The sequence below is a fragment of the Kitasatospora sp. NPDC086009 genome, from assembly GCF_044540385.1.
Lineage (GTDB): Bacteria > Actinomycetota > Actinomycetes > Streptomycetales > Streptomycetaceae > Kitasatospora.
Genome location: NZ_JBITSA010000007.1, coordinates 235,954 through 254,205, shown reverse-complemented (window position 1 = coordinate 254,205; position 18,252 = coordinate 235,954). Strand labels below are relative to the sequence as shown.

Annotated in this window: 17 protein-coding genes; 13 read left to right on the top strand and 4 right to left on the bottom strand. The window is 71.3% G+C overall.

Annotated features, from left to right (window positions below; translation table 11 throughout):
* Nucleotides 1-37 precede the first annotated feature (37 nt).
* The 3 genes from ACIF6L_RS19870 to ACIF6L_RS19860 all read right to left on the bottom strand — a co-directional run bounded on the left by ACIF6L_RS19870 (nucleotide 38) and on the right by ACIF6L_RS19860 (nucleotide 2,930).
* Nucleotides 38-289, bottom strand: coding sequence for a hypothetical protein (locus ACIF6L_RS19870; RefSeq protein ID WP_396486290.1), 252 nt, complete (start codon nucleotides 287-289; stop codon nucleotides 38-40).
* A 477-nt stretch (nucleotides 290-766) separates the two neighbouring features.
* Nucleotides 767-1,015 carry a hypothetical protein gene (locus ACIF6L_RS19865; protein ID WP_396486291.1) on the bottom strand — a complete coding sequence of 83 codons (249 nt, stop codon included), beginning with the start codon at nucleotides 1,013-1,015 and terminating at the stop codon, nucleotides 767-769.
* A 679-nt stretch (nucleotides 1,016-1,694) separates the two neighbouring features.
* Nucleotides 1,695-2,930, bottom strand: coding sequence for a PP2C family protein-serine/threonine phosphatase (locus tag ACIF6L_RS19860; RefSeq protein ID WP_396486292.1), 1,236 nt, complete (start codon nucleotides 2,928-2,930; stop codon nucleotides 1,695-1,697).
* An 831-nt stretch (nucleotides 2,931-3,761) separates the two neighbouring features.
* Here ACIF6L_RS19860 and ACIF6L_RS19855 point away from each other — a divergent pair.
* Nucleotides 3,762-3,974, top strand: a complete 213-nt coding sequence (locus ACIF6L_RS19855; protein WP_396486733.1) for an STAS domain-containing protein — start codon at nucleotides 3,762-3,764, stop codon at nucleotides 3,972-3,974.
* A 120-nt stretch (nucleotides 3,975-4,094) separates the two neighbouring features.
* On the opposite strand, the gene ACIF6L_RS19850 is transcribed toward ACIF6L_RS19855, so the two are convergent.
* Entirely contained in the window at nucleotides 4,095-4,436 is a 342-nt protein-coding gene (locus ACIF6L_RS19850; protein WP_396486293.1) for a CBS domain-containing protein, read from the bottom strand.
* Between the two features lie 999 nt (nucleotides 4,437-5,435).
* On the opposite strand from ACIF6L_RS19850, the gene ACIF6L_RS19845 reads away from it, so the two are divergent.
* The 12 genes from ACIF6L_RS19845 to ACIF6L_RS19790 all read left to right on the top strand — a co-directional run bounded on the left by ACIF6L_RS19845 (nucleotide 5,436) and on the right by ACIF6L_RS19790 (nucleotide 18,168).
* Nucleotides 5,436-5,639: a cold-shock protein gene (locus ACIF6L_RS19845; protein ID WP_030918248.1), complete on the top strand. Its 204-nt coding sequence runs from the start codon at nucleotides 5,436-5,438 to the stop codon at nucleotides 5,637-5,639.
* An 841-nt stretch (nucleotides 5,640-6,480) separates the two neighbouring features.
* The gene (locus ACIF6L_RS19840; RefSeq protein WP_396486294.1) at nucleotides 6,481-7,278 is read left to right on the top strand and encodes a hypothetical protein; all 798 of its coding nucleotides are present in this window, start codon (nucleotides 6,481-6,483) and stop codon (nucleotides 7,276-7,278) included.
* A 412-nt stretch (nucleotides 7,279-7,690) separates the two neighbouring features.
* Nucleotides 7,691-8,353, top strand: a complete 663-nt coding sequence (locus tag ACIF6L_RS19835) for a hydrolase (protein ID WP_396486295.1) — start codon at nucleotides 7,691-7,693, stop codon at nucleotides 8,351-8,353.
* A gap of 5 nt (nucleotides 8,354-8,358) precedes the next feature.
* Complete coding sequence (locus ACIF6L_RS19830) at nucleotides 8,359-8,880, top strand: DoxX family protein (protein WP_396486296.1); 522 nt, start codon at nucleotides 8,359-8,361, stop codon at nucleotides 8,878-8,880.
* An 89-nt stretch (nucleotides 8,881-8,969) separates the two neighbouring features.
* Nucleotides 8,970-9,578 (top strand): Dps family protein, encoded by a 609-nt coding sequence (locus tag ACIF6L_RS19825; RefSeq protein ID WP_396486297.1) that lies wholly within the window; start codon nucleotides 8,970-8,972, stop codon nucleotides 9,576-9,578.
* Nucleotides 9,578-10,315, top strand: coding sequence for an acetate uptake transporter family protein (locus tag ACIF6L_RS19820; protein WP_396486298.1), 738 nt, complete (start codon nucleotides 9,578-9,580; stop codon nucleotides 10,313-10,315). The genes ACIF6L_RS19825 and ACIF6L_RS19820 overlap by 1 nt, the downstream gene beginning before the upstream one ends.
* Before the next feature lie 61 nt (nucleotides 10,316-10,376).
* The gene (locus ACIF6L_RS19815; protein WP_396486299.1) at nucleotides 10,377-11,102 is read left to right on the top strand and encodes an alpha/beta fold hydrolase; all 726 of its coding nucleotides are present in this window, start codon (nucleotides 10,377-10,379) and stop codon (nucleotides 11,100-11,102) included.
* Nucleotides 11,103-11,260: 158 nt separating this feature from the next.
* A complete protein-coding gene (locus ACIF6L_RS19810; protein WP_396486300.1) occupies nucleotides 11,261-12,589 on the top strand; it encodes an ABC transporter substrate-binding protein in 1,329 nt (442 codons plus the stop codon).
* On the top strand, nucleotides 12,589-13,554 hold the full coding sequence (locus ACIF6L_RS19805; protein ID WP_396486301.1) for a carbohydrate ABC transporter permease: 966 nt from the start codon (nucleotides 12,589-12,591) through the stop codon (nucleotides 13,552-13,554). Before ACIF6L_RS19810 ends, ACIF6L_RS19805 begins: the two co-directional genes overlap by 1 nt.
* Nucleotides 13,551-14,456 carry a carbohydrate ABC transporter permease gene (locus ACIF6L_RS19800; protein ID WP_396486302.1) on the top strand — a complete coding sequence of 302 codons (906 nt, stop codon included), beginning with the start codon at nucleotides 13,551-13,553 and terminating at the stop codon, nucleotides 14,454-14,456. Before ACIF6L_RS19805 ends, ACIF6L_RS19800 begins: the two co-directional genes overlap by 4 nt.
* Nucleotides 14,453-17,266, top strand: coding sequence for an ATP-binding protein (locus ACIF6L_RS19795; protein WP_396486303.1), 2,814 nt, complete (start codon nucleotides 14,453-14,455; stop codon nucleotides 17,264-17,266). Before ACIF6L_RS19800 ends, ACIF6L_RS19795 begins: the two co-directional genes overlap by 4 nt.
* 65 nt (nucleotides 17,267-17,331) lie before the next feature.
* On the top strand, nucleotides 17,332-18,168 hold the full coding sequence (locus ACIF6L_RS19790; protein ID WP_396486304.1) for an alpha/beta fold hydrolase: 837 nt from the start codon (nucleotides 17,332-17,334) through the stop codon (nucleotides 18,166-18,168).
* Nucleotides 18,169-18,252 lie beyond the last annotated feature (84 nt).

Genomic DNA, 18,252 nt, shown 5'->3' with positions numbered 1-18,252 from the left:
AGGCGCCCTGTACGACCAGGGCCGAGGGCCGGGCTGGTCACTCGCGTGACCACTCGGTCTCCGCCTGGGGCTTGCCGACAGCGTCGGCCCCTTCCCAGAGGCGAATTCTGATCGCCTGGGGGCCGGGAGCAGGCTGGGAGAGCGTGCGCACGAACACGTCCCGCAGGTGGTTGGCCGCTCGCTGGGGCGGCCCGTCGTACTCCAGCGGGTTCTGTGTGGGCGCGCTGTCCTGCCGGGACCACTGGCCGTCGTCGTCCTGGGTCTCCAGAACCCAGCGGTAGTACCCCATCCTGGCCTCCCATGCCGACGATCCGGGCCCCGGGAACGACAGTATGGGCGGGTCGGGTCAACCGCGACCGGTGGATTCCGCCCGCGCAGTGGCCCGCCCGCCGGTGGCGCCAGTCGCACACCGGCGGCCGGCACCGACCGCGCACCGAGTCGTCGAGGAAGCCTCCATCAGATTCGCCTCCGACCTACTCGCCCGTACACGGGGGTGCACGCCGAGGCCACCGCCGGTGGCCCCGGACGGACCTTGAAGAAGACCGAGGTGGCACTCTGCTGTTCCTGATCATCATGGCGATTGTGCTCGGGCTGGTCGGCGTTGCCGCCGACAGCCTGCTCTCTTGCTGTCGGTATCGCCGCACTGATCGTCGCGCTGATCCTGTCCGCCGTCAGGTTCCGGCGCGGCGGCCGGTCCGCGAACCGCTGAGCGGTCGGACGACCGTCGCGGAGTGCGTCCTACGGTTCGCCCGGAGGCGGATGGCCGTCAGTACTCGGAGCCGCTTCGCAGATAGGTGCCCGCGACTTGGAGCCATGCCCCGGGCCCGAAGCACGCGTCGATCCGGTGCGGCGTGTCCTGGAAGACCCGAAGGATGCGAAGCGCACCACTCGGATGCAGGTCGTACTCGAAGGTGACGCCGTCTTCCGGCCCGTCCTCGTACTGCAGGTCCAACGGCCCCTTCGACGGCTCTGCCGGCGCCCTGGCCTCGGATGAGAGTTTCACGTAGACGGACATCTTTCCGTCCCACCTTTCCTGTCTGCCTGAGGAGCCCAGCCCGCGATGCCGGTCCTCTCAGGTCGCATCGGCTGGTGGCTGGGAGGCCGATGCCGGTGGCGATGAGGAACTACCGTGCCGGGTCGCCACCGCCGGCGTCGACCGTGCGCGTCATCGCGGCCAGGGCCGCCTGCTGGCTCGCCTTTGGGGGACGGCGACCGGACTGAAGGGGTCGTGGTCGCCTCGTGCGGGGTCACCGTGCCGTCGCCGACCGGGTGCTGGGCGATGTGCACCAGCTCGCCGTCCACGACCAGCCGGTCCGGGACGTCGTCCCGGGTGTTCGCGTCCTCTCCGACGCTCACCACGAGACCCTGCGTTCGGCCAGTGCGGCGGCCAGGCCGAGCAGCTCGACACCCCTGGTCCCGGAAACGCGCCCACCAGGCGCGCCTTCGGGCTCGCCCGCGCGCGAGCGGGTGGTTCCCAGGCGCAACAGCACCGTTCCCAGTTTCGCCGCCCGCTCGTACCGGTCCGGTCCGGGAGCTGCCGTGGTGCGAGGCACCGGGTTCGTCCAACACTGCTCGCCCCCTATCCGCCGGCACCGGCCAGGCCCGCCTGCCAACGGGAGCGTTCCCCGGCAGGGGGCGGCTCGGGCTGCCCCATACCCCCACGCTACTCCGCCCCACCGGGCCGATCCGGCCGGTCAGGAGTGCGGCGGCGGGGCGGCGGTGTCTCCGCGCCACTCGATCAGGAACAGGGTGGCGTCGTCACTCGTGCGCCCGCCCCGCTTCTCCTTCAGGATGTGGGAGAGCGCCCGCACCACGGCCCGCACCCCGTGCTGCGAGCGTTCGACGCGGTCGACCCAGTCGATGAGCTGTTCCTCCCCGAACTGCTCTCCGCCGGTGTCGCGCTCCTCGACCAGGCCGTCGGTGAAGCAGAGGACCCGGTCACCGTGCCGCAGCACCCGCTCGCTGACCACCGGTTCCTCGCCGCCGAACCCGACCGGCAGCGTGGTCTCGCTCTCCAGCCGCTCGACGACGACGTGGTCGCGGATCAGCAGCGGCGCTGGATGGCCGGCATTGACCCACTCCAGCCGGCCGGTCACGGTGTCCAGGCGCATCATCTGGGCGGTGACGAAGTGGTCGGGTCCGAACTGCTCGGCGATCGCCCGGTCCATGAACGCGTAGATCTCGGCCAGTCCGGTGTCGGCCCGCCGGGCGTGCCGGTACGCGCCGATCGCGACGGTAGCCATGGTGGCGGCGTCCAGACCATGACCCATCGCGTCGATCGTGGCCACGTGCAGGAAGTCGTCGTTGAGCGCGTAGTCGAAGCTGTCACCGGCCACCTGGTAGGCGGGTTCGAGGATGCCCGCCACGGCGACCCGCGGAACAGCCATCGACAGCGGCGGCAGCAGAGACCACTGGATCTCCGCCGCCACGCTCATCGGTTCCAGACGCCGGGCCTGGAAGATCCGGTCGGTGTAGCCGCTCTTGGTGACCAGCAGATCCGCTACCAGGGCGGCGAACCGGTGAAGGAGCCGCCGATCGTCGTCATCGACAGTGTCCAGCGTGAGAGCCAGTACCCCGACCTCGTCGCCGCCGTCCAGCAACGGCAGGTACAGCCGCACGCCATCGGTCTGCGGTACCTCGACGGGGACACCGCGCAGGAAGGCCGCACCAGCGGGTGAACCGTCGATCAGCACCGGCTCCCCGCGAGCCAGCCCCCGGCCTGGCAGCGGCACCAGCACCAGTTGGCCGTAGTCCTGCAGCAGGAGCGCCGGGTCACGGCCGCCGAACCCGTTCACCGCGTCGGCGACCGAAGGAGCGATCAGCCGGGGCGGAAGCTCGTGGGCCTGATCGAGCAGTGCGCCCAGCAGCCGTTCGCCGAACCCCTCCGACCGGTCCGGCCCCGCTGCGTTAGACCGCCGCTCAACGCCCATCCCCGCTCCCCGCCCTTGTCCTCTCACACCACGTGGACCTCGCTACGATCTTGATCAACCTCGACACTCCAGTGCGTCCGCCAATGCCTGTCCTTCCATTACGCCCGACGGCGGCGCGTTGCGCCCCTGGCCACCCCCGACCGCACGCCTTCCTGGCTCAACGCCACCGAGAAGTCGGCCCTGCAGTCCGTCGGCGTGGCCCCCTCGCCCACGCTCCTGGACCAGTCCGCAGCGCTCAAGCGACGCGGCTCGGACCACTACGCCGACCGGCTCACCGACGCGTTCGAGGTCATGCTCAGCACCGGCAGGCGCTGCGGCGAATCTTCGCCCGCCATTGGTCGGACGTCCGCTCCATGGACCGCAACCTCTTCGCCTGCCGAACCATGGCCACCCTGAGCAGTGTCCTGCGGCCGGGAGAGCCCAAAACCGGGGCCGGCCGTGCCCGGGCAGCCCGGCCCGGCGCCGGCCTCTCTGCTGGATGGCCGAACCGTGGAGCCGGCAGCACGGCATAGCCAGTAAAGACGGGCCCAGACGCGACCCCCTGGTCTGTGCCCCGGCGGCTGGAAGCGAGCGGGGCAGCCGACGTGATCCACCGCCGGTTGCTCCGGGTACGGCCTCGTACGCGGTCGCGACCGCGCACGGTCGGCTCATGGACATCGTGGTGTTGAGTGGAACAGATCGAGCCGTGGACACGCGCAACCTGAAGGTGGGCGGTACTGTGACGCCGCCGTCCGTGCCTTCTGATCCAGGAGTGCGGCGGGCCCCCGCCGGGCCTACCGCGGCGCCGGCGGGCGGTCACCGTGCGGCCGGACGGTGTCGAGGGCGATCGACATGTCCCGGGTGGCGTTCTGCGACTCCTGCGGACTCAACGCGCTCATCCGCGCCCACCTGAAAGCCCGCGAAACGGGTATAGAACTCCACCTGCTGAACCCGACCGGTCCTGTAGCGGCCCTGCTGCGGCGTACCGGAGTGAACCACGTGCTTCGGGTGAGCCCCGACCCCGCGGAGGCCCGTTTCGCGCAGAAGGATTCCAGGATCCTCTGATGCCCCGCCGTCCAGGTGGGTCCACCGCCTGGAGGAGGGGGGGCTACCGGGGGCGAGGGGACGGTCGAGAGCGGAGGCGAAGCGTTCCCAGGCGGATGCGGAGACTGCCGGCGGGCGGGTTCAGAGGGTAAGCAAGCCGATGGCGTGGCCGTCGTGGTCGACGACCGGCCACACGGCCAGGCCTCGGGCGCGCATGGCGGCTGCCGCGGTGGCGGCGGACATGTCGGGGGTGGCGAACGGCGCCCGGTCGAGGACGATGTCGCGGACGGTCCGGGCCCGCGCTTGATTTCTAGGCGGCGAGGGCGACGCGGCGGGGTGCCCGGCGGCGGCCGGGGGAGCCCTGGCCGGCGCGGCCCGCGACGGCCGCGCGGGTGTCGCCGCTGGTGGAGGCGGGGCGGCTGCGGCGGTTACGTCACCGTCACCGCCCTCGGCGACGACCTGCTCGTCACCGCCGGCCCACACGATCCGGGCACCGTCCCGACCCCCACGGCCGCTCCCACCTGTCCCTCACCCCGGCGCAGCCGGCCGGCACGTCAGGTCGCCGCCGCGTAGCGTCCGGCGTGCGGCCGACGACAGGTCCGTTGCCGCCATTGCCGCTGCCCAGGCGCGTGAGGCCCGGGAAAGCCGTGTCCTGTTATCGGGTTCATGCCCTCCCCCGGGCGGCCCGCCCGCCCGGCCCACTCATCTGCATCTCCACCGGGCGAAGATCCTTCAGGGCGACTTCGCACTGCCCCACACCAGCGGCATGTACCGCGTCACCATCGAGGAGGCCAGTAGCCGGACCATCGGCGGCCTCGGCTACTCCCACGGCTGACAACCACGGCAGGCCGAACCGCCACCCGGCTTCGCCTCCCACACCTCAGATGCCTCGTGGCCGCCGCCCCGGTCGCTGGTGTCTCCGAGACCGCCCGTGATGCTGGCCGCCGACCCCCGCAGCACATCATCCTGGGTGGGAGGCACCGTCCGCGCCCTCCACCGTTGGGACGCGATCAGGCTCGTCCGCCCGCCCGAGCCGCCAGCGGATTCAGGCTCTACGCCGGCTTTGATGCCCAGGAACTCGGCTGCTTCGTCCCAGGCTGCCGCTGCGGGGCGCCGGGCCGGCCGGGCCGCTTCCGGGGCAACGGTGCGGCCGGCACGATCCGGGCCGAGTCCGGGGCGGCGTCGGCAGCCGCGCGCACCAAAGCCTGGCAGACCATCAGCAACCCGTAGATTTCACGGCCGGGGTCCTACGGGCCGCGCGAAGGACCCCTCGACACGTCCTGATGGCTCCCCACCGCCGGGGCACAGGGCCTGCTAGACTCTTCCGAGTTGCAGTTGTGGTCCCATGAACTTTGTGTGCGCCTGCTGATGTATCGCAGGCGCCTTTTTGTTTCCCGGCTCTTCCCCGGGTGGGTGCTCATCGCGGTGACTCGGATCCCGCGCTGTGCGGGTTTCGGACAGCCCCTTGAAGGAGATTTCTTTATGGCTAATGGCACTGTGAAGTGGTTCAACGCGGAAAAGGGCTTCGGCTTCATCGAGCAGGAGGGTGGCGGTCCTGACGTGTTCGCCCACTACTCGAACATCAACGCCAACGGCTTCCGTGAGCTGCTCGAGGGCCAGAAGGTCGAGTTCGACGTCACGCAGGGCCAGAAGGGCCCGCAGGCCGAGAACATTCGTCCGCTGTAGTTTCTGCCACGGCACCCGCCTGGTAGCGAGGGGTCCGCACCGCGTACATGTTGCCCGGTGCGGGCCCCTCGGCATTGCGCCACGACGCGCATCCCGGGCCGCTCCGGCCCCTGGCTCCAGCCTGGTGGGCACGTGTGCACGACGCGGAGCACCCCGTCCGCATCTGTCCCGAGGGCTGGTGCCGCGGTTCTGAGCCGCTCCGCCCACATCGAGCGCCGTCTGCCGATCACGCGCCGCGCGCAGTCCCGTCCGCGGCCCGCGCCGCACACCTCGGCCCGTCTCTTGCGACTCCCGCTGCCCGGCACTGCGGAGCTTCCTCGCGACGTGCCGCCCGAGAAGGGTTCTTCGCATTCCCACTCCCGACCACTGCTCGCACCGACCCGCCGACTCAGGGGCGCTGTTCCCCGCGAACACCCCCGGCCAGTCCCGCTCCGCCCACATCCATCCCTTCACGAATGCGATGCCACGTCACGCTCGTTCTGCACGGCGCAGGTTCGCGGCGCACACGACGCAAGCGCTCACCCGCTGCGCCTACGCGGTCCGGCTTCGGCTCGCCCTGATGGTGGGTGGCATGTCGACCGACCGTCAGGCCCAGGCACGAAGCCACGGGAGCATCGCAGAGTGGTCGCCGACACCGGCCATCGCGCTCCTGCCGCTCTGAGGTATCGGGCCGGCGTTTCTCCTCCCTGCCCGACACGCGGGTACGGACGGTCCCTGGCTTTTGAACAGGCCGGCCCCGCTCGTGCCCCGGCGGCCCGAACCGCCCAGCGCGCCCGGCCGGACACCCGCGGCAGTGCACGTCAGCCCCCAAGTCCGACCCACCCGAGCAGGGGATTTCCTGATGCCGTTCGAGATCACGCACGCGACCGTCCCGACGCCGGGCGGCGTCAGCGAGGCTGCCGTCGTCACCGGACCAGGGTTCGCCTTCGTCCTGGACGGCGCCACCGCCACGGGAGCCACGACGGGCTGCACCCACGATGTCACCTGGTACGTCGAGCAGTTGGCGGGACTTCTCTGCGCGCAGCTGCTCACGGACAGCTCGGCCGGCCTCCGGGAGATCCTGCGCACTGCCCTGACTGTGCTGGTCGACGGGCACGGCCAGACCTGCGACATGACAAACGCGGACAGTCCCTCGTCAACCGTCGCGGTGGTTCGCGAGCGGGACGGCAGCCTGGACGTCCTCGTGCTCGGCCACTCACCCGTCGCGCTGCACCGGATCAACGGAGCGGTCGAGGTCATCGTCGACGACCGGGTGGCATACCTGGGCTCGTACACAGAGGACGCCGTACGCGGCTACCGCAACAACAGCACCGGTGGTTTCTGGGTGGCCGGTGCGAAGCCCGAGGCCGCTGACCAAGCCCTGACGGCAAGCATCCCGCTGTCGCAGATCCAGCAGGTCGCCGTCCTGTCCGCAGGCGCTTCCCGCCTGCCCGAGCGGTACGGCTGGAGCTGGCCGCGCTTCATGGTCGAGCTGTCCGAATCCGGGCCCGGCCAGGTCATCGGCGCAACACGCGAGGCCGAGGCGTGCACTGCGACCGGGGCATTCAGGGGCAGAGCGCACGACACCGCGGCCATCGTCCTCTGCCGCCCGTCCGAACCGGCATACGCGACGGAGAAGGTCACCGAGACCACTCCCTGACTCGGTCGCCGCAGCCCTCGAGATCGGCAGGGCGCGCGAGGGCGCGGGTGCTGTCGCGAGCGCGCACGGTTGGCCCATGGGCATCGTGGTGCTGCCGGCACTCGTCGAGCCGCTGGACACACACATCCCGCAGGGGATCGCCCCGACCACCTACGCCGGCTACGTGGACTGCGTCGAGGGGCCTGATCCCCGCCTTCGGCCGCTACCGGCTCCCCCAAGTGGAAGGCCGACCGGCGCCGCGCCACCATCGATCGGGTCCCCCCTGCGCCACGCGCCTGACAGGTAGTGCGCTGGCGTGCCAACTCCTGGGCGCAAGCGGGAAACCCGGGCGATCGATCCGACCGTAGTTTCGGGGTGTGCCGAAGCCGCGAACGCGGTGGGCGCTCTACCGATTGCTCCGAGAGGATCCCTCATGTTCGACATCACCAAGGTTCATGCTGCCCCGAGCTCGGACCTCCTCACGCCCGACAACGCGGTCATGCTCTTCGTGGACCACCAGCCGCAGATGTTCTTCGGCACCGGCAGCGGTGACCGAGCCGCGATCATCAACAGCACCGTGGGCCTCGCCAAAGCGGCTCGGGCCTTCGATGTTCCGGCCGTCCTGACCACGGTGGCCGCCGAGTCCTTCTCCGGGCCTCTGCTGCCGCAGCTCGCCGAGGTGTTCCCCGAGCACGAGATCATCGACCGGACGACCATGAACGCCTGGGAGGACGAGGCCCTCGTGGCCGCCGTCAAGGCGACCGGGCGCAAGAAGATCATCCTCGCCGGTCTGTGGACCGAGGTCTGCCTGGTGCTGCCCGCGCTCTCCGCGCTGGAGCAGGGGTACGAGGTGTACGTCGTCTCGGACGCCTCCGGCGGCGTCAGCCCGGCCGCCCACGAGCACGCGCTCCAGCGGATGATCGCCGCCGGCGCGGTGCCGGTGACCTGGGTGCAGGTGCTCCTCGAACTGCAGCGCGACTGGGCGCGTCAGGAGACGTACGGCGCGGTCATGGAGATCGTCAAGGCCCACGCCGGCGCCTACGGCTTGGGCGTCGTGTACGCCCAGAGCGTCATCGGCGCGCACGCGGCCGGCTGATCTCCGTGGATACCGGCATTCTGATCCTGCGTCTGCTGGTGGGCTTGCTCGTCGCCGGCCACGGCGTGCAGAAGATCAGCACGCACCTGGGCGGCAGGGGGCTTGAGGGCGGCACCGAGGAGTTCCGTGCCGACGGCTTCCGCGGCGGATCCCTCACCGCTCTGGCGGCGGGCGGCGGCCAGATCGGATCGGGTCTGCTGCTCGCCGCCGGCCTCCTTACCCCGCTCGCCGCGACCGGGGCCGTCGGGGTGATGACGGTCGCCCTCACCGTGAAGTGGCGCCACGGCCTGTGGGTGCAGAACGACGGGTACGAATACCCGCTCGTCCTCATCGGCGCCGCCGTCGCCCTGGCCGCGACCGGCCCCGGCGCATGGTCCCTCGACGCGGCCCTCGGCCTCACCCCGTACCCGCTGTGGTGGGCCGGCCTCGCGTTCGTGGCCGGCCTCGGCAGCGGGCTGCTCACCCGACTCGTACTGCACCGCCAGACCCCGGCGCCGCCGCGGGCCGCCGCCCCCGGCGGCCGCTGAGCGCGAGCCGCGACCGACCGGGTCCGGCCGCCCTGCGACCCCCGCGCGGGCGGCCGGGCCCTCCCACCTTCCACACCAGGAGTTACCCGATGGACCCCGCGACCACCGCAGCCAGCACCGCAGCCACCACCGCACCCTCGCGCGGCGGCGGTCAGCCGCTGCTGCACCAGAAGGGTGGCGAGACCCAGGCGTTCGGCACGTTGAAGCAGCTGCCGATCGGCCTCGGCCACGACACCCGTATGTACGCCTGCCAGCGGCTGAACCGCGTACTCGCCGACACGCAGATCCTGTACTCCCTCTACAAGAAGCACCACTGGCTCATGCGCGGGGCGACCTTCTACTCGCTCCACCTGATGCTGGACAAGCACGCGGAGGCCCAACTGGCCATCGTGGACGCGCTGGCCGAGCGGATCCAGAGCCTCGGCGGCGTCGCGGTCGCAGACCCGCGCCATGTCGCGGAACTGACGGCCATTCCGCGGCCGCCGAACGGCGTGGAGAAGGTTCCCGTCATGCTGTCGAGGCTCCTCGACGCGCACGAGCGGATCCTGATCGACGCGCGGGACGCCGCCGCCCGGATCTCGGCGGAGGGTGACGAGGGCAGCACCGACCTGCTCGTCTCCGAGGTCATCCGTACCGGCGAGACGCAGGTGTGGTTCCTGGCCGAGCACCTCGTGGACACTCCTCTGGTGCAGGGCTGATGGCGGACACGTACGACGACATCGTGGTCGGCGGCGAGCCGGACAGCCGGCCGGACGCTCCCCCGGAGCGCCGCTTCGAACCCGATCTCCGGTCGATGACCCGGATCAACCTCCGCCCCATCGCCTCACCCATGCCGCTGGGCTTCTTCACGGTGGCGATCGCCTCCGTGATGACGGGGTGCATGCAGCTCGGGCTCTTCGAGACCGACGCCCGCGGCGCCGTCGCCCTGTGCGTGCTGCCGGCCTTCGCGCTGCAGCTCCTGGTGAGCATCCTGGCGTTCGGCGCCCGGGACGTCATCGCGGCGACGCTGATGGGCGTCTTCGCCGGCAGTTGGCTGGCCTACGGGCTCGTCATGTTCAGCGGCGCGCCCGACGCTCTGCGCGTGCTGGGCGTCTTCAACCTCGCGCTCCTGTGTTTCGGGGTGCTGATGACCGCCGTGACACGGCCCAAGCGCGCGCTGTGGCTCGTCCTGCTGGTCTCCCTGCCCCGCTGGGCGACCACCGGTCTGTCAGGTCTCACCGGCGCGGAATGGCTCACCCGCACGTCCGGCGCCCTTGGCCTCGTGGTGGCGCTCGTCGCGATGTACACGGCCTTCGCCCTGATGCTGGAGGACATGCGCAGCGAAGAGGTCCTGCCCATCGGCCGCAGCGGGCCGGCCCACGCCGCCGTCGAGGGCGGCCTCGCGGTCCAGCTCCGCAACCTGGAACGCCAGGCCGGCGTGCGCCGAACCCTCTGAACATCCAGCACCCATGAACACCGCGGCCACGCGGTAGCAACGATCGAACAGGAGTTCCCCCATGTCCCGATCCGCCGAGCCCACCGTCGTGCTGGTCCACGGCGCTTTCGCCGACGCCTCCAGCTTCGCTCGCGTCATCCCGGAGCTGACCGCCGCGGGCCTGAAGGCAGTGGCTCCCGCCGTGCCCAACCGCAGCCTGGTGGAGGACGCCGCGTACATCGCCTCGGTGATACGTGCCGTCGACGGCCCCGTGATCCTGGTCGGCCACTCCTACGGTGGCGCCGTCATCACCCTCGCCGGCGTGGAGGAGAACGTCCGGGCACTGGTCTACCTGGCGGGATACGCGCTGGAGGAGGGCGAGAGCCTGGGCGAGCTGCAGGGGCGCTTCCCCGACTCCGGCCTCGCCGACGCACTCGTCTTCACGCCGTTCCCCGCGATCGGATCCGCCGAGGCCGGCACCGACGTCTCGGTGGATGTCGAGAGGTTCCCCGCTCTCTTCGCCGCCGACGTCGACCCCGGGCTCGCCGCGGTGCTCGCCGTCTCCCAGCGCCCCCTGGCCGCGCGGGCCTTCTCCGAGGCGGCCCCGGTCGCGGCCTGGAAGAGCAAGCCGTCGTGGGGCCTGGTCGCCACCTCCGACCGGACCATCAACCCCGACGTCGAGCGCTACGGCTACGAGCGAGCCGGCATGACCACCGTCGAGGTCGACTCCTCGCACCTGGTCATGCTCGCCCGGCCCGAGGCCGTGGCCGCGCTGATCCAGGACGCGGCCCGGTCCGTCACCCGCTGACCCGCCCGGGCCGCCGGTGCCGAGCCCACCCCCCGGGTGTGGGCTCGGCACCGGCACAGAAGCCTCTGACCTCGAACGATTGGTTGATTATGTTCGAACGCTGATAGCTTCGGTTCGCCCCCGAGAACACTCGGTGGGCGAACGGAGGAAGCACACCCATGAGGTTCGGCGCGAGGCTCGCGCTCGCCGTCATCGCCATTGTCGTCACGGCCGCCGCATGCGTCGCCCCTCCCAGCGCCTCCTCGTCCGGCGAGGCCGGGGACTGCGGGCCGTACGCGCGGTACGGCAAGCACCCCGCGACCCACGTCACCGTCTACGCGTCCAGCCGGGACCGGGAAGCAGACCTGTTCGAAGAGACCTGGGCCGCGTTCGCCGCATGCACGGGGATCGACGTCCAGTACGAGGGAAACGGGGAGTTCGAGGCCCAGATCCAACTTCGGGTCGAGGGCGGCCACGCCCCCGACGTGGCATTCTTCGCTCAGCCCGGACTCCTGGAGCGGTTCGCGCGCGCGGGGAAGCTCGAACCCGCGAGCGCGGAGCTGGTGTCGCTGGCGGAGCAGGGCTGGTCGGCGGACTGGAACAGCTACGCGACCGTGAACGGCACCCTCTACGGCACTCCGTTGGTCGCGAACGTGAAGTCGTTCGTCTGGTACTCGCCGAAGTTCTTCCGGGAAAGGGGACTCGCCGTCCCCCACACCTGGGCCGAGCTGATGGACGTGACGGAGAAGGTCGCCGCATCGGGGGTCAGGCCGTGGTGTGCGGGCCTCGAATCCGGCGAGGCGACCGGCTGGCCCGTGACGGACTGGATCGAGGACGTCCTGCTCCGCCAGCAGGGGCCGGACGTCTACGACCAGTGGGTCTCCCACCGGATTCCGTTCAACGACCCGCGGGTGATCCGGGCGATGGACACGGTGGGATCCGTCCTCAAGAACGACCGCTATGCCAACGGCGGCTACGGACCGGCCCGCTCGATGGCCTCGATCTCCTACCAGGACGGCGGCACGCCGATCCTCTCCGGCGACTGCGCGATGCACCGCCAGGCGTCGTTCTACGCCGAGCACTGGCCGAAGGGCACCCGGATCGGACCGGACGGGGACGTGTTCGCCTTCCTCCTTCCAGGGGTGGACACAACCAGCAAGCCCGTCCTGGGCGGAGGGACGTTCGCCGCGGCATTCTCCGACCGCCCCGAGGTGCGAGCCTTCCGGGAATACCTGGCGAGCGCCGACTTCGCCAACACGCGGATGAAGAAGGGCCCCTTCGTCTCCGCGAACAAGGGAGTGAATCCGGCCGACGCCGCCGGCCCGATCGACAAGCTCTCGATCCAGCTGCTCCAGGATCCCCGGACGCAGTTCAGGTTCGACGGTTCCGACCAGATGCCCGCGGCCGTCGGTGCGGGCACGTTCTGGAAGGGAGCCGTCGACTGGATCAGCGGCAAGGACACCGAATCGGTGGCGGCGGCCATCGAACGGTCCTGGCCGAGCCACTGATGTCGTTCGACGTCGTCGCTCAGCAACCCAAGCTGGCCCACCTTCTCCAGGGCATCGTCGCGTTCTCGGCCGTGGTCGGCCTGATCCTCCTGGCACTTCACCGAGGGCCGGTACGCAGGCGCGGCGCGGCCTTCCTGCTGCTGGCCCCCGCCCTGCTGCTGCTCACCGTCGGCCTTCTGCTGCCCGGCCTGCACACCCTGGGCCTGTCGTTCATGGGAGACGAAGGGGACACCTGGGTCGGCGTCGACAACTACGTGTGGATGTTCACCGACCCCGAGGCGCTGATCGCGCTCCGCAACACCCTGGCGTGGGTGGTGCTCGTGCCCTCGCTGGTGACGGGGATCGGTCTCCTCTACGCCGCGGCCGTCGTGCGGTCGCGGTTCCGGGCGCTCGCCCTGTCCCTCGTCCTGCTGCCGATGGCGATCTCGTTCGTCGGCGCCGGCCTGGTCTGGAGGTTCGTCTACGCCTACCGGCCGGCCGGCGCGGAGCAGATCGGGCTGCTGAACGAACTCGTCGTGGCGTTCGGCGGCGAGCCGAGACAGTGGCTCGTGGACTCCCCCTGGAACATCCTGTTCCTCATCGTGGCGATGGTGTGGAGCCAGGCGGGCTTCGCGGCCTTCCTGTTGGCGGGCGCGATCGCGGCGGTTCCCGGTGAGATCACCGAGGCGGCCCGGCTGGACGGTGCCTCACCGCGGCAGATCTTCCGGCACATCACCGTGCCGTCGATCAGACCCACGCTGCTCGTCGTCGTCCTCACCGAGGTGATCAGCACCTTCAAGGCGTTCGACATCGTCAAAACCATGACCGCCGGGCAGTTCGACACGGGTGTCATCGCCCACGAGATGTACGACCAGTCCTTCCGCTACGGCCGGACCGGCCACGGCGCGGCCCTCGCGGTGCTGCTCTTCCTCCTCGTCACCCCTGTCGTGGCCTACAAGGTCCGTGCGCAGCGGAGCGTGAGGTGAGCGGGGTGCGCGGGGTGAGCGGTGTCCGGGAGCGTCTGTCGTCCCGTGTGTTCTCGCTGGCCGCCGTGGTGATCGCGATCGTGTGGACCGTGCCGACGCTCGGTCTGTTCCTCTCCTCGTTCCGTCCCGAGGCCGAGATCAAGACGACTGGCTGGTGGACCGTGTTCGGCTCGCCCCACGTCACGCTCGCAAACTACCGTGAGGTGCTGTTCGGCACCGGGAACGCGTCGGGCCGGCTCGCCGACCACCTGGTCAACTCGATCGTCATCACCGTGCCCTCGGTGCTGTTTCCGCTCACGCTGGCGTTCCTCGCCGCGTACGCCCTGGCGTGGATCGACTTCAAGGGGCGCGACGTGCTTGTCGTCGGCATCTTCGCACTCCAGATCGTGCCCCTCCAGATGGTCCTCGTCCCGCTGCTGCGGCTCTTCTCCCGTGGATGGCTGTTCCTGCCCGCCTGGAACGTCACCGGAGCGGCTCGGTTCAGCCAGGCGTGGTTCGCCCACACCGTCTTCGCGTTGCCGTTCGCGGTGTTCCTCCTCCACAACTGCCTGGCCGGACTGCCCCGTGACCTGGTCGAAGCGGCCCGGGTCGACGGCGCGTCACACGCGACGCTGCTGCTGCGGATCGTGCTGCCGCTGGCCCGCCCGGTCCTGGTGACGTTCGCGGTCATCCAGTTCATCTGGGTGTGGAACGACCTGCTGGTGGCGATGACGTTGTCGGGCGGGACCGCCGAGACCGCTCCGGTGACGGTCGGACTGGCGGCCATGGCCGGGACGCGCGGCAACGAGTGGCAGCGGCTCACCGCGGGGGCGTTCGTGTCGGCGTTCGTCCCGCTGCTCGTGTTCCTCCTCTTCCGGCGGCACGTCGCCCGAGGTCTGCTCGCGGGGTCCGTCAAGGGATGACACCGCAGGAGACGAGCACGGGCGCCCGGCTGAGCCGACCGGGTCTGCGCGGCCGGGAAGCCGAGCTGGAACAGCTGCGGGCCATGGTCGAGGCGGTGCGTGACGGCGAGGGCAGTGGGATCGCCCTGCTCCTGGGCGAGCCGGGGATCGGGAAGACCGCCCTGCTGGAGGAGGCCGTCTCGATCGCACGCGCCAGCGGGTTCGCCGTCAGCCGGGGACGCGCGGAGGAGCTGCACGAGCTGGCACCGCTGGCCTCGCTGGCCTCAGGCCTGCTGCACGGCGACCCGCCGCTGCTGGCCGCGGAGGACTTCGCGCACCTGGCGGGCCACCACGACCAACGCGTCTGGCTGGTCGAACGGCTGGCCCGGCTGCTAGAGGAACGCTCGACGGACGCGCCCACGATGATCGCGATCGACGACGTCCAGTGGACCGATCAGCTGAGCCGGTTCGCACTGAACGTCATGCCGGCACGACTGCTGGCCTCCCCGATTCTCTGGCTGCTCGCGGGGAGGGAGAACCCGGACCTGCGCGGGGGCGCCACCCGGATGGCCACGCTCGCGCTGCGGCCGCTGTCCGGCGCGGCGCTCGCCGAGTTGGCGCGGGACGTACTCGGCGGGACGGTACCGGATCGCGTCACCGGGTTGCTCGACTCGGCCGGCGGTAACCCGTTCCTCGCGACGGAGGTGCTGACCGGCATCGCGGCGTCGGGTGCGGACGGGGCCGAGCCGCCGGAGCGGCTGGTGCTCGGGGTCCGCGGCAAGCTGTCCGCACTCCGACCGAGCACCCTCGAATTCCTGCGGATCGGCTCGGTCCTGGGCCGCGCCTTCCACCTCGCCGACGCTGCGGCCCTGTGCGGCAGGCCGGCCTCGGGCCTCATCGGTGAACTGCACGAGGCGATCGGCGCCGGGCTCATCGAGGACGACGGCGAACGCCTCGTGTTCCGTCATGATCTGCTCCGGCAGGCGGTCTATGCCGACCTCGCGCCCTCCGCGCGGCGGGCGCTGCACCGGGAGGCGGCGAGTCGGCTCGTCGCGACGGGCCGCACCTCGGTCGACGCTGTCCCGCACCTGCTCAAGAGTGCCGAACCGGGTGACCGGGAGGCGATCCGGCTGCTCGGCCGCGCCGCCTCGGACGTACTCACCGTCATGCCCGACCTCGCCGCCGATCTGTCCGTGCGCGCCATGGAACTGGTGCCGCCCCACGATCCCGCGGAGTTCGACGTGGGTGAACGGGCCGTCACCGCCCTCACCCGTGCGGGCCGGTACACCCGGGCACGGGAGACCGGCGACGTCCTCCTGGCCCGGCAGCCCCCGTTGGACGTCTTCGCCCGTCTGCAGTCGGTCCTCGGGGACACGCTGTGGCACCTCGACGACATCCATGAGCTGACCCGCCGCTCGACGGCCGCCCTGGGCGTCGTCACCGACCCGGCGGTGCGCGCCCGGCTGACCGCGCGACTCGCGCTCGCCCAGTCCCGCGGCCGCGACCTCGGCAACGCTCGCAAGACCGCGGAACGGGCGTTCGCCGAGGCGGAGCGCGCGCACGACCGGGAGGCCCGCGTCATCGCGCTGTGGGGCCTCGGCGAGATCGCCCTCAACGCGGGCGAGTGCGCGTCCGCCGTCGACCACCACACGGCGCTCAGCGCGTTCGACGCGGCGTTCCTGCCCGAGGAGGTCGTCGCACGCGTCCACATGGACGATTTCGACATGGCCCGGCACCTGCTGCGGACGGCGGGCGACGACCCGCTGCGGCCCGCGATGCTGATGTGGGCCCAGGCCGGCGTGAATCTGGGGCTCGGGCGGCTCGACGACGCGGAGGCCGACCTCGTCACCACCGAGCGGCTGGAAGCGGACATCCACGTGCCCGCGAACCTGGTCAACGTTCGCGTCCACCGGGGCTGGCTGGCGCTGCTTCGGGGCGACCGCGAAGCAGCGGAGGAACACGTCGAGGTCGTCAGGGCGGCGGTGGCCGGCCGGCCGAACCCGGGGAACCACGCCGCCCACCAGTACCTGGAGGCCCTCCTCGCCGACGCCGACGGCGATCACGCGGCGGCGGCCGAACGGCTGCGGTCCGCCCAGCGGGACCACCCCTTCGTCCGCTGGAGGCTTCTGCGCACCCGGTTCGTCGAGGCCGTACAGATCGCCCTGCGTGCCGGAGACCGGGCCCTGGCCGTGGACCTCGCGGCCCAGGCGGCCGACCACGCCTCCCACAACACCGCCGTGCCGACGGCACAGGGGACGGCCGCTCACACGGCGGCACTGGTGAACGCCGATCCCGGCCTTCTGGAACGGTCCGTCCGGATCCTCCTCAACGGGCCCCGGCCGCTGCACCTCGCGGCGGCCTCCGCCGACCTCGGCCGCGCACTGTCGGCCACCGGAGACGCCGCCGCGATACCCGCCCTGACGAGGGCGTACGAGGCGTACGCCCACGCGGGGGCCGGCTCCGAGGCCGACAGGGTCCGGGCGGAACTGGACCGGGCCATGACGGGCTCCGGTCGACACCCGGCCCGCCCCCGCCCCATCCAGGGGTGGGACGCGCTCACCGCCTCGGAACGCAAGGTCGCCCGGCTCATCGCCGCGGGGCACACCAACCGGTCGGCCGCCGCCGCCCTGGTCGTGTCTCCGCACACGGTCAACACGCATCTGACGTCGATCTTCCGCAAGCTCTCGGTGAACTCACGGGTCCACCTGACCCGGCTGGTACTGGCGCAGGCCGACGCCGAACCGGTCGGCCCCGCCCCGTCCGCGGACTCTGCGCCGGCGGGCAAGGCCCGGGGCGCCGCACGACAATCGGTGGCGTCTCCCCCGCCATAGCGTGACGGCAGTCCGCGCCGCGACGACGCGCGGACCAGCCGACCCAGAGCGAGGAACACACAGCCATGCCGTACATCACCGTTGGCCAGGAGAACACCACCGCCGTCGAGCTCTACTACGAGGACCACGGCACCGGCCGGCCGGTCGTCCTCATCCACGGCTTCCCCCTCGACGGCCACTCCTGGGAGCGCCAGAGCGCCGCGCTCCTCGACGCCGGCTACCGCGTCATCACCTACGACCGCCGCGGCTTCGGCCGGTCCTCCCAGCCGACGAACGGCTACGACTACGACACCTTCGCGGCCGACCTGAACACTGTGATGGAGACCCTCGACCTGAACGACGCCGTCCTCGTCGGCTTCTCCATGGGCACGGGCGAGGTCGCCCGCTACGTCTGCGCGTACGGATCCGCCCGCGTCGCCAAGGTCGCCTTCCTCGCCTCGCTGGAGCCGTGCCTGCTCAAGACCGACGACAACCCGGACGGCGTCGCCCCGAAGGAGTTCTTCGACGGCATCGTCGCCGACGTGAAGGCCGACCGTTACGCGTACTACACCGCCTTCTTCAACGACTTCTACAACCTCGACGAGAACCTGGGCAGCCGCATCAGCGAGGAGGCCGTCCGCAACAGCTGGAACACCGCGGCCGGCGGCGGCTTCTTCGCGGCCTCGGCGGCGCCGTCGACCTGGTACACCGACTTCCGTGCCGACATCCCGGCCATCGATGTCCCCGCCCTGATCCTGCACGGCACGGCCGACCGCATCCTCCCCGCCGAAGGTACCGCGCGTCCCTTCCACAAGGCCCTCCCGTCCGCCGACTACGTCGAGATCGACGGCGCCCCGCACGGCCTGCTGTGGACCCACGCGGAGGAGGTCAACGCCGCGCTCCTCACGTTCCTGGCGAAGTGAGGCCGCTCCCGCCGGCTCACACGGGGTGAGCCCGCCCGCGGCAGCCGGACGACCGGCCCGGCTGCCGCGGGCCCCGAAGCCGGA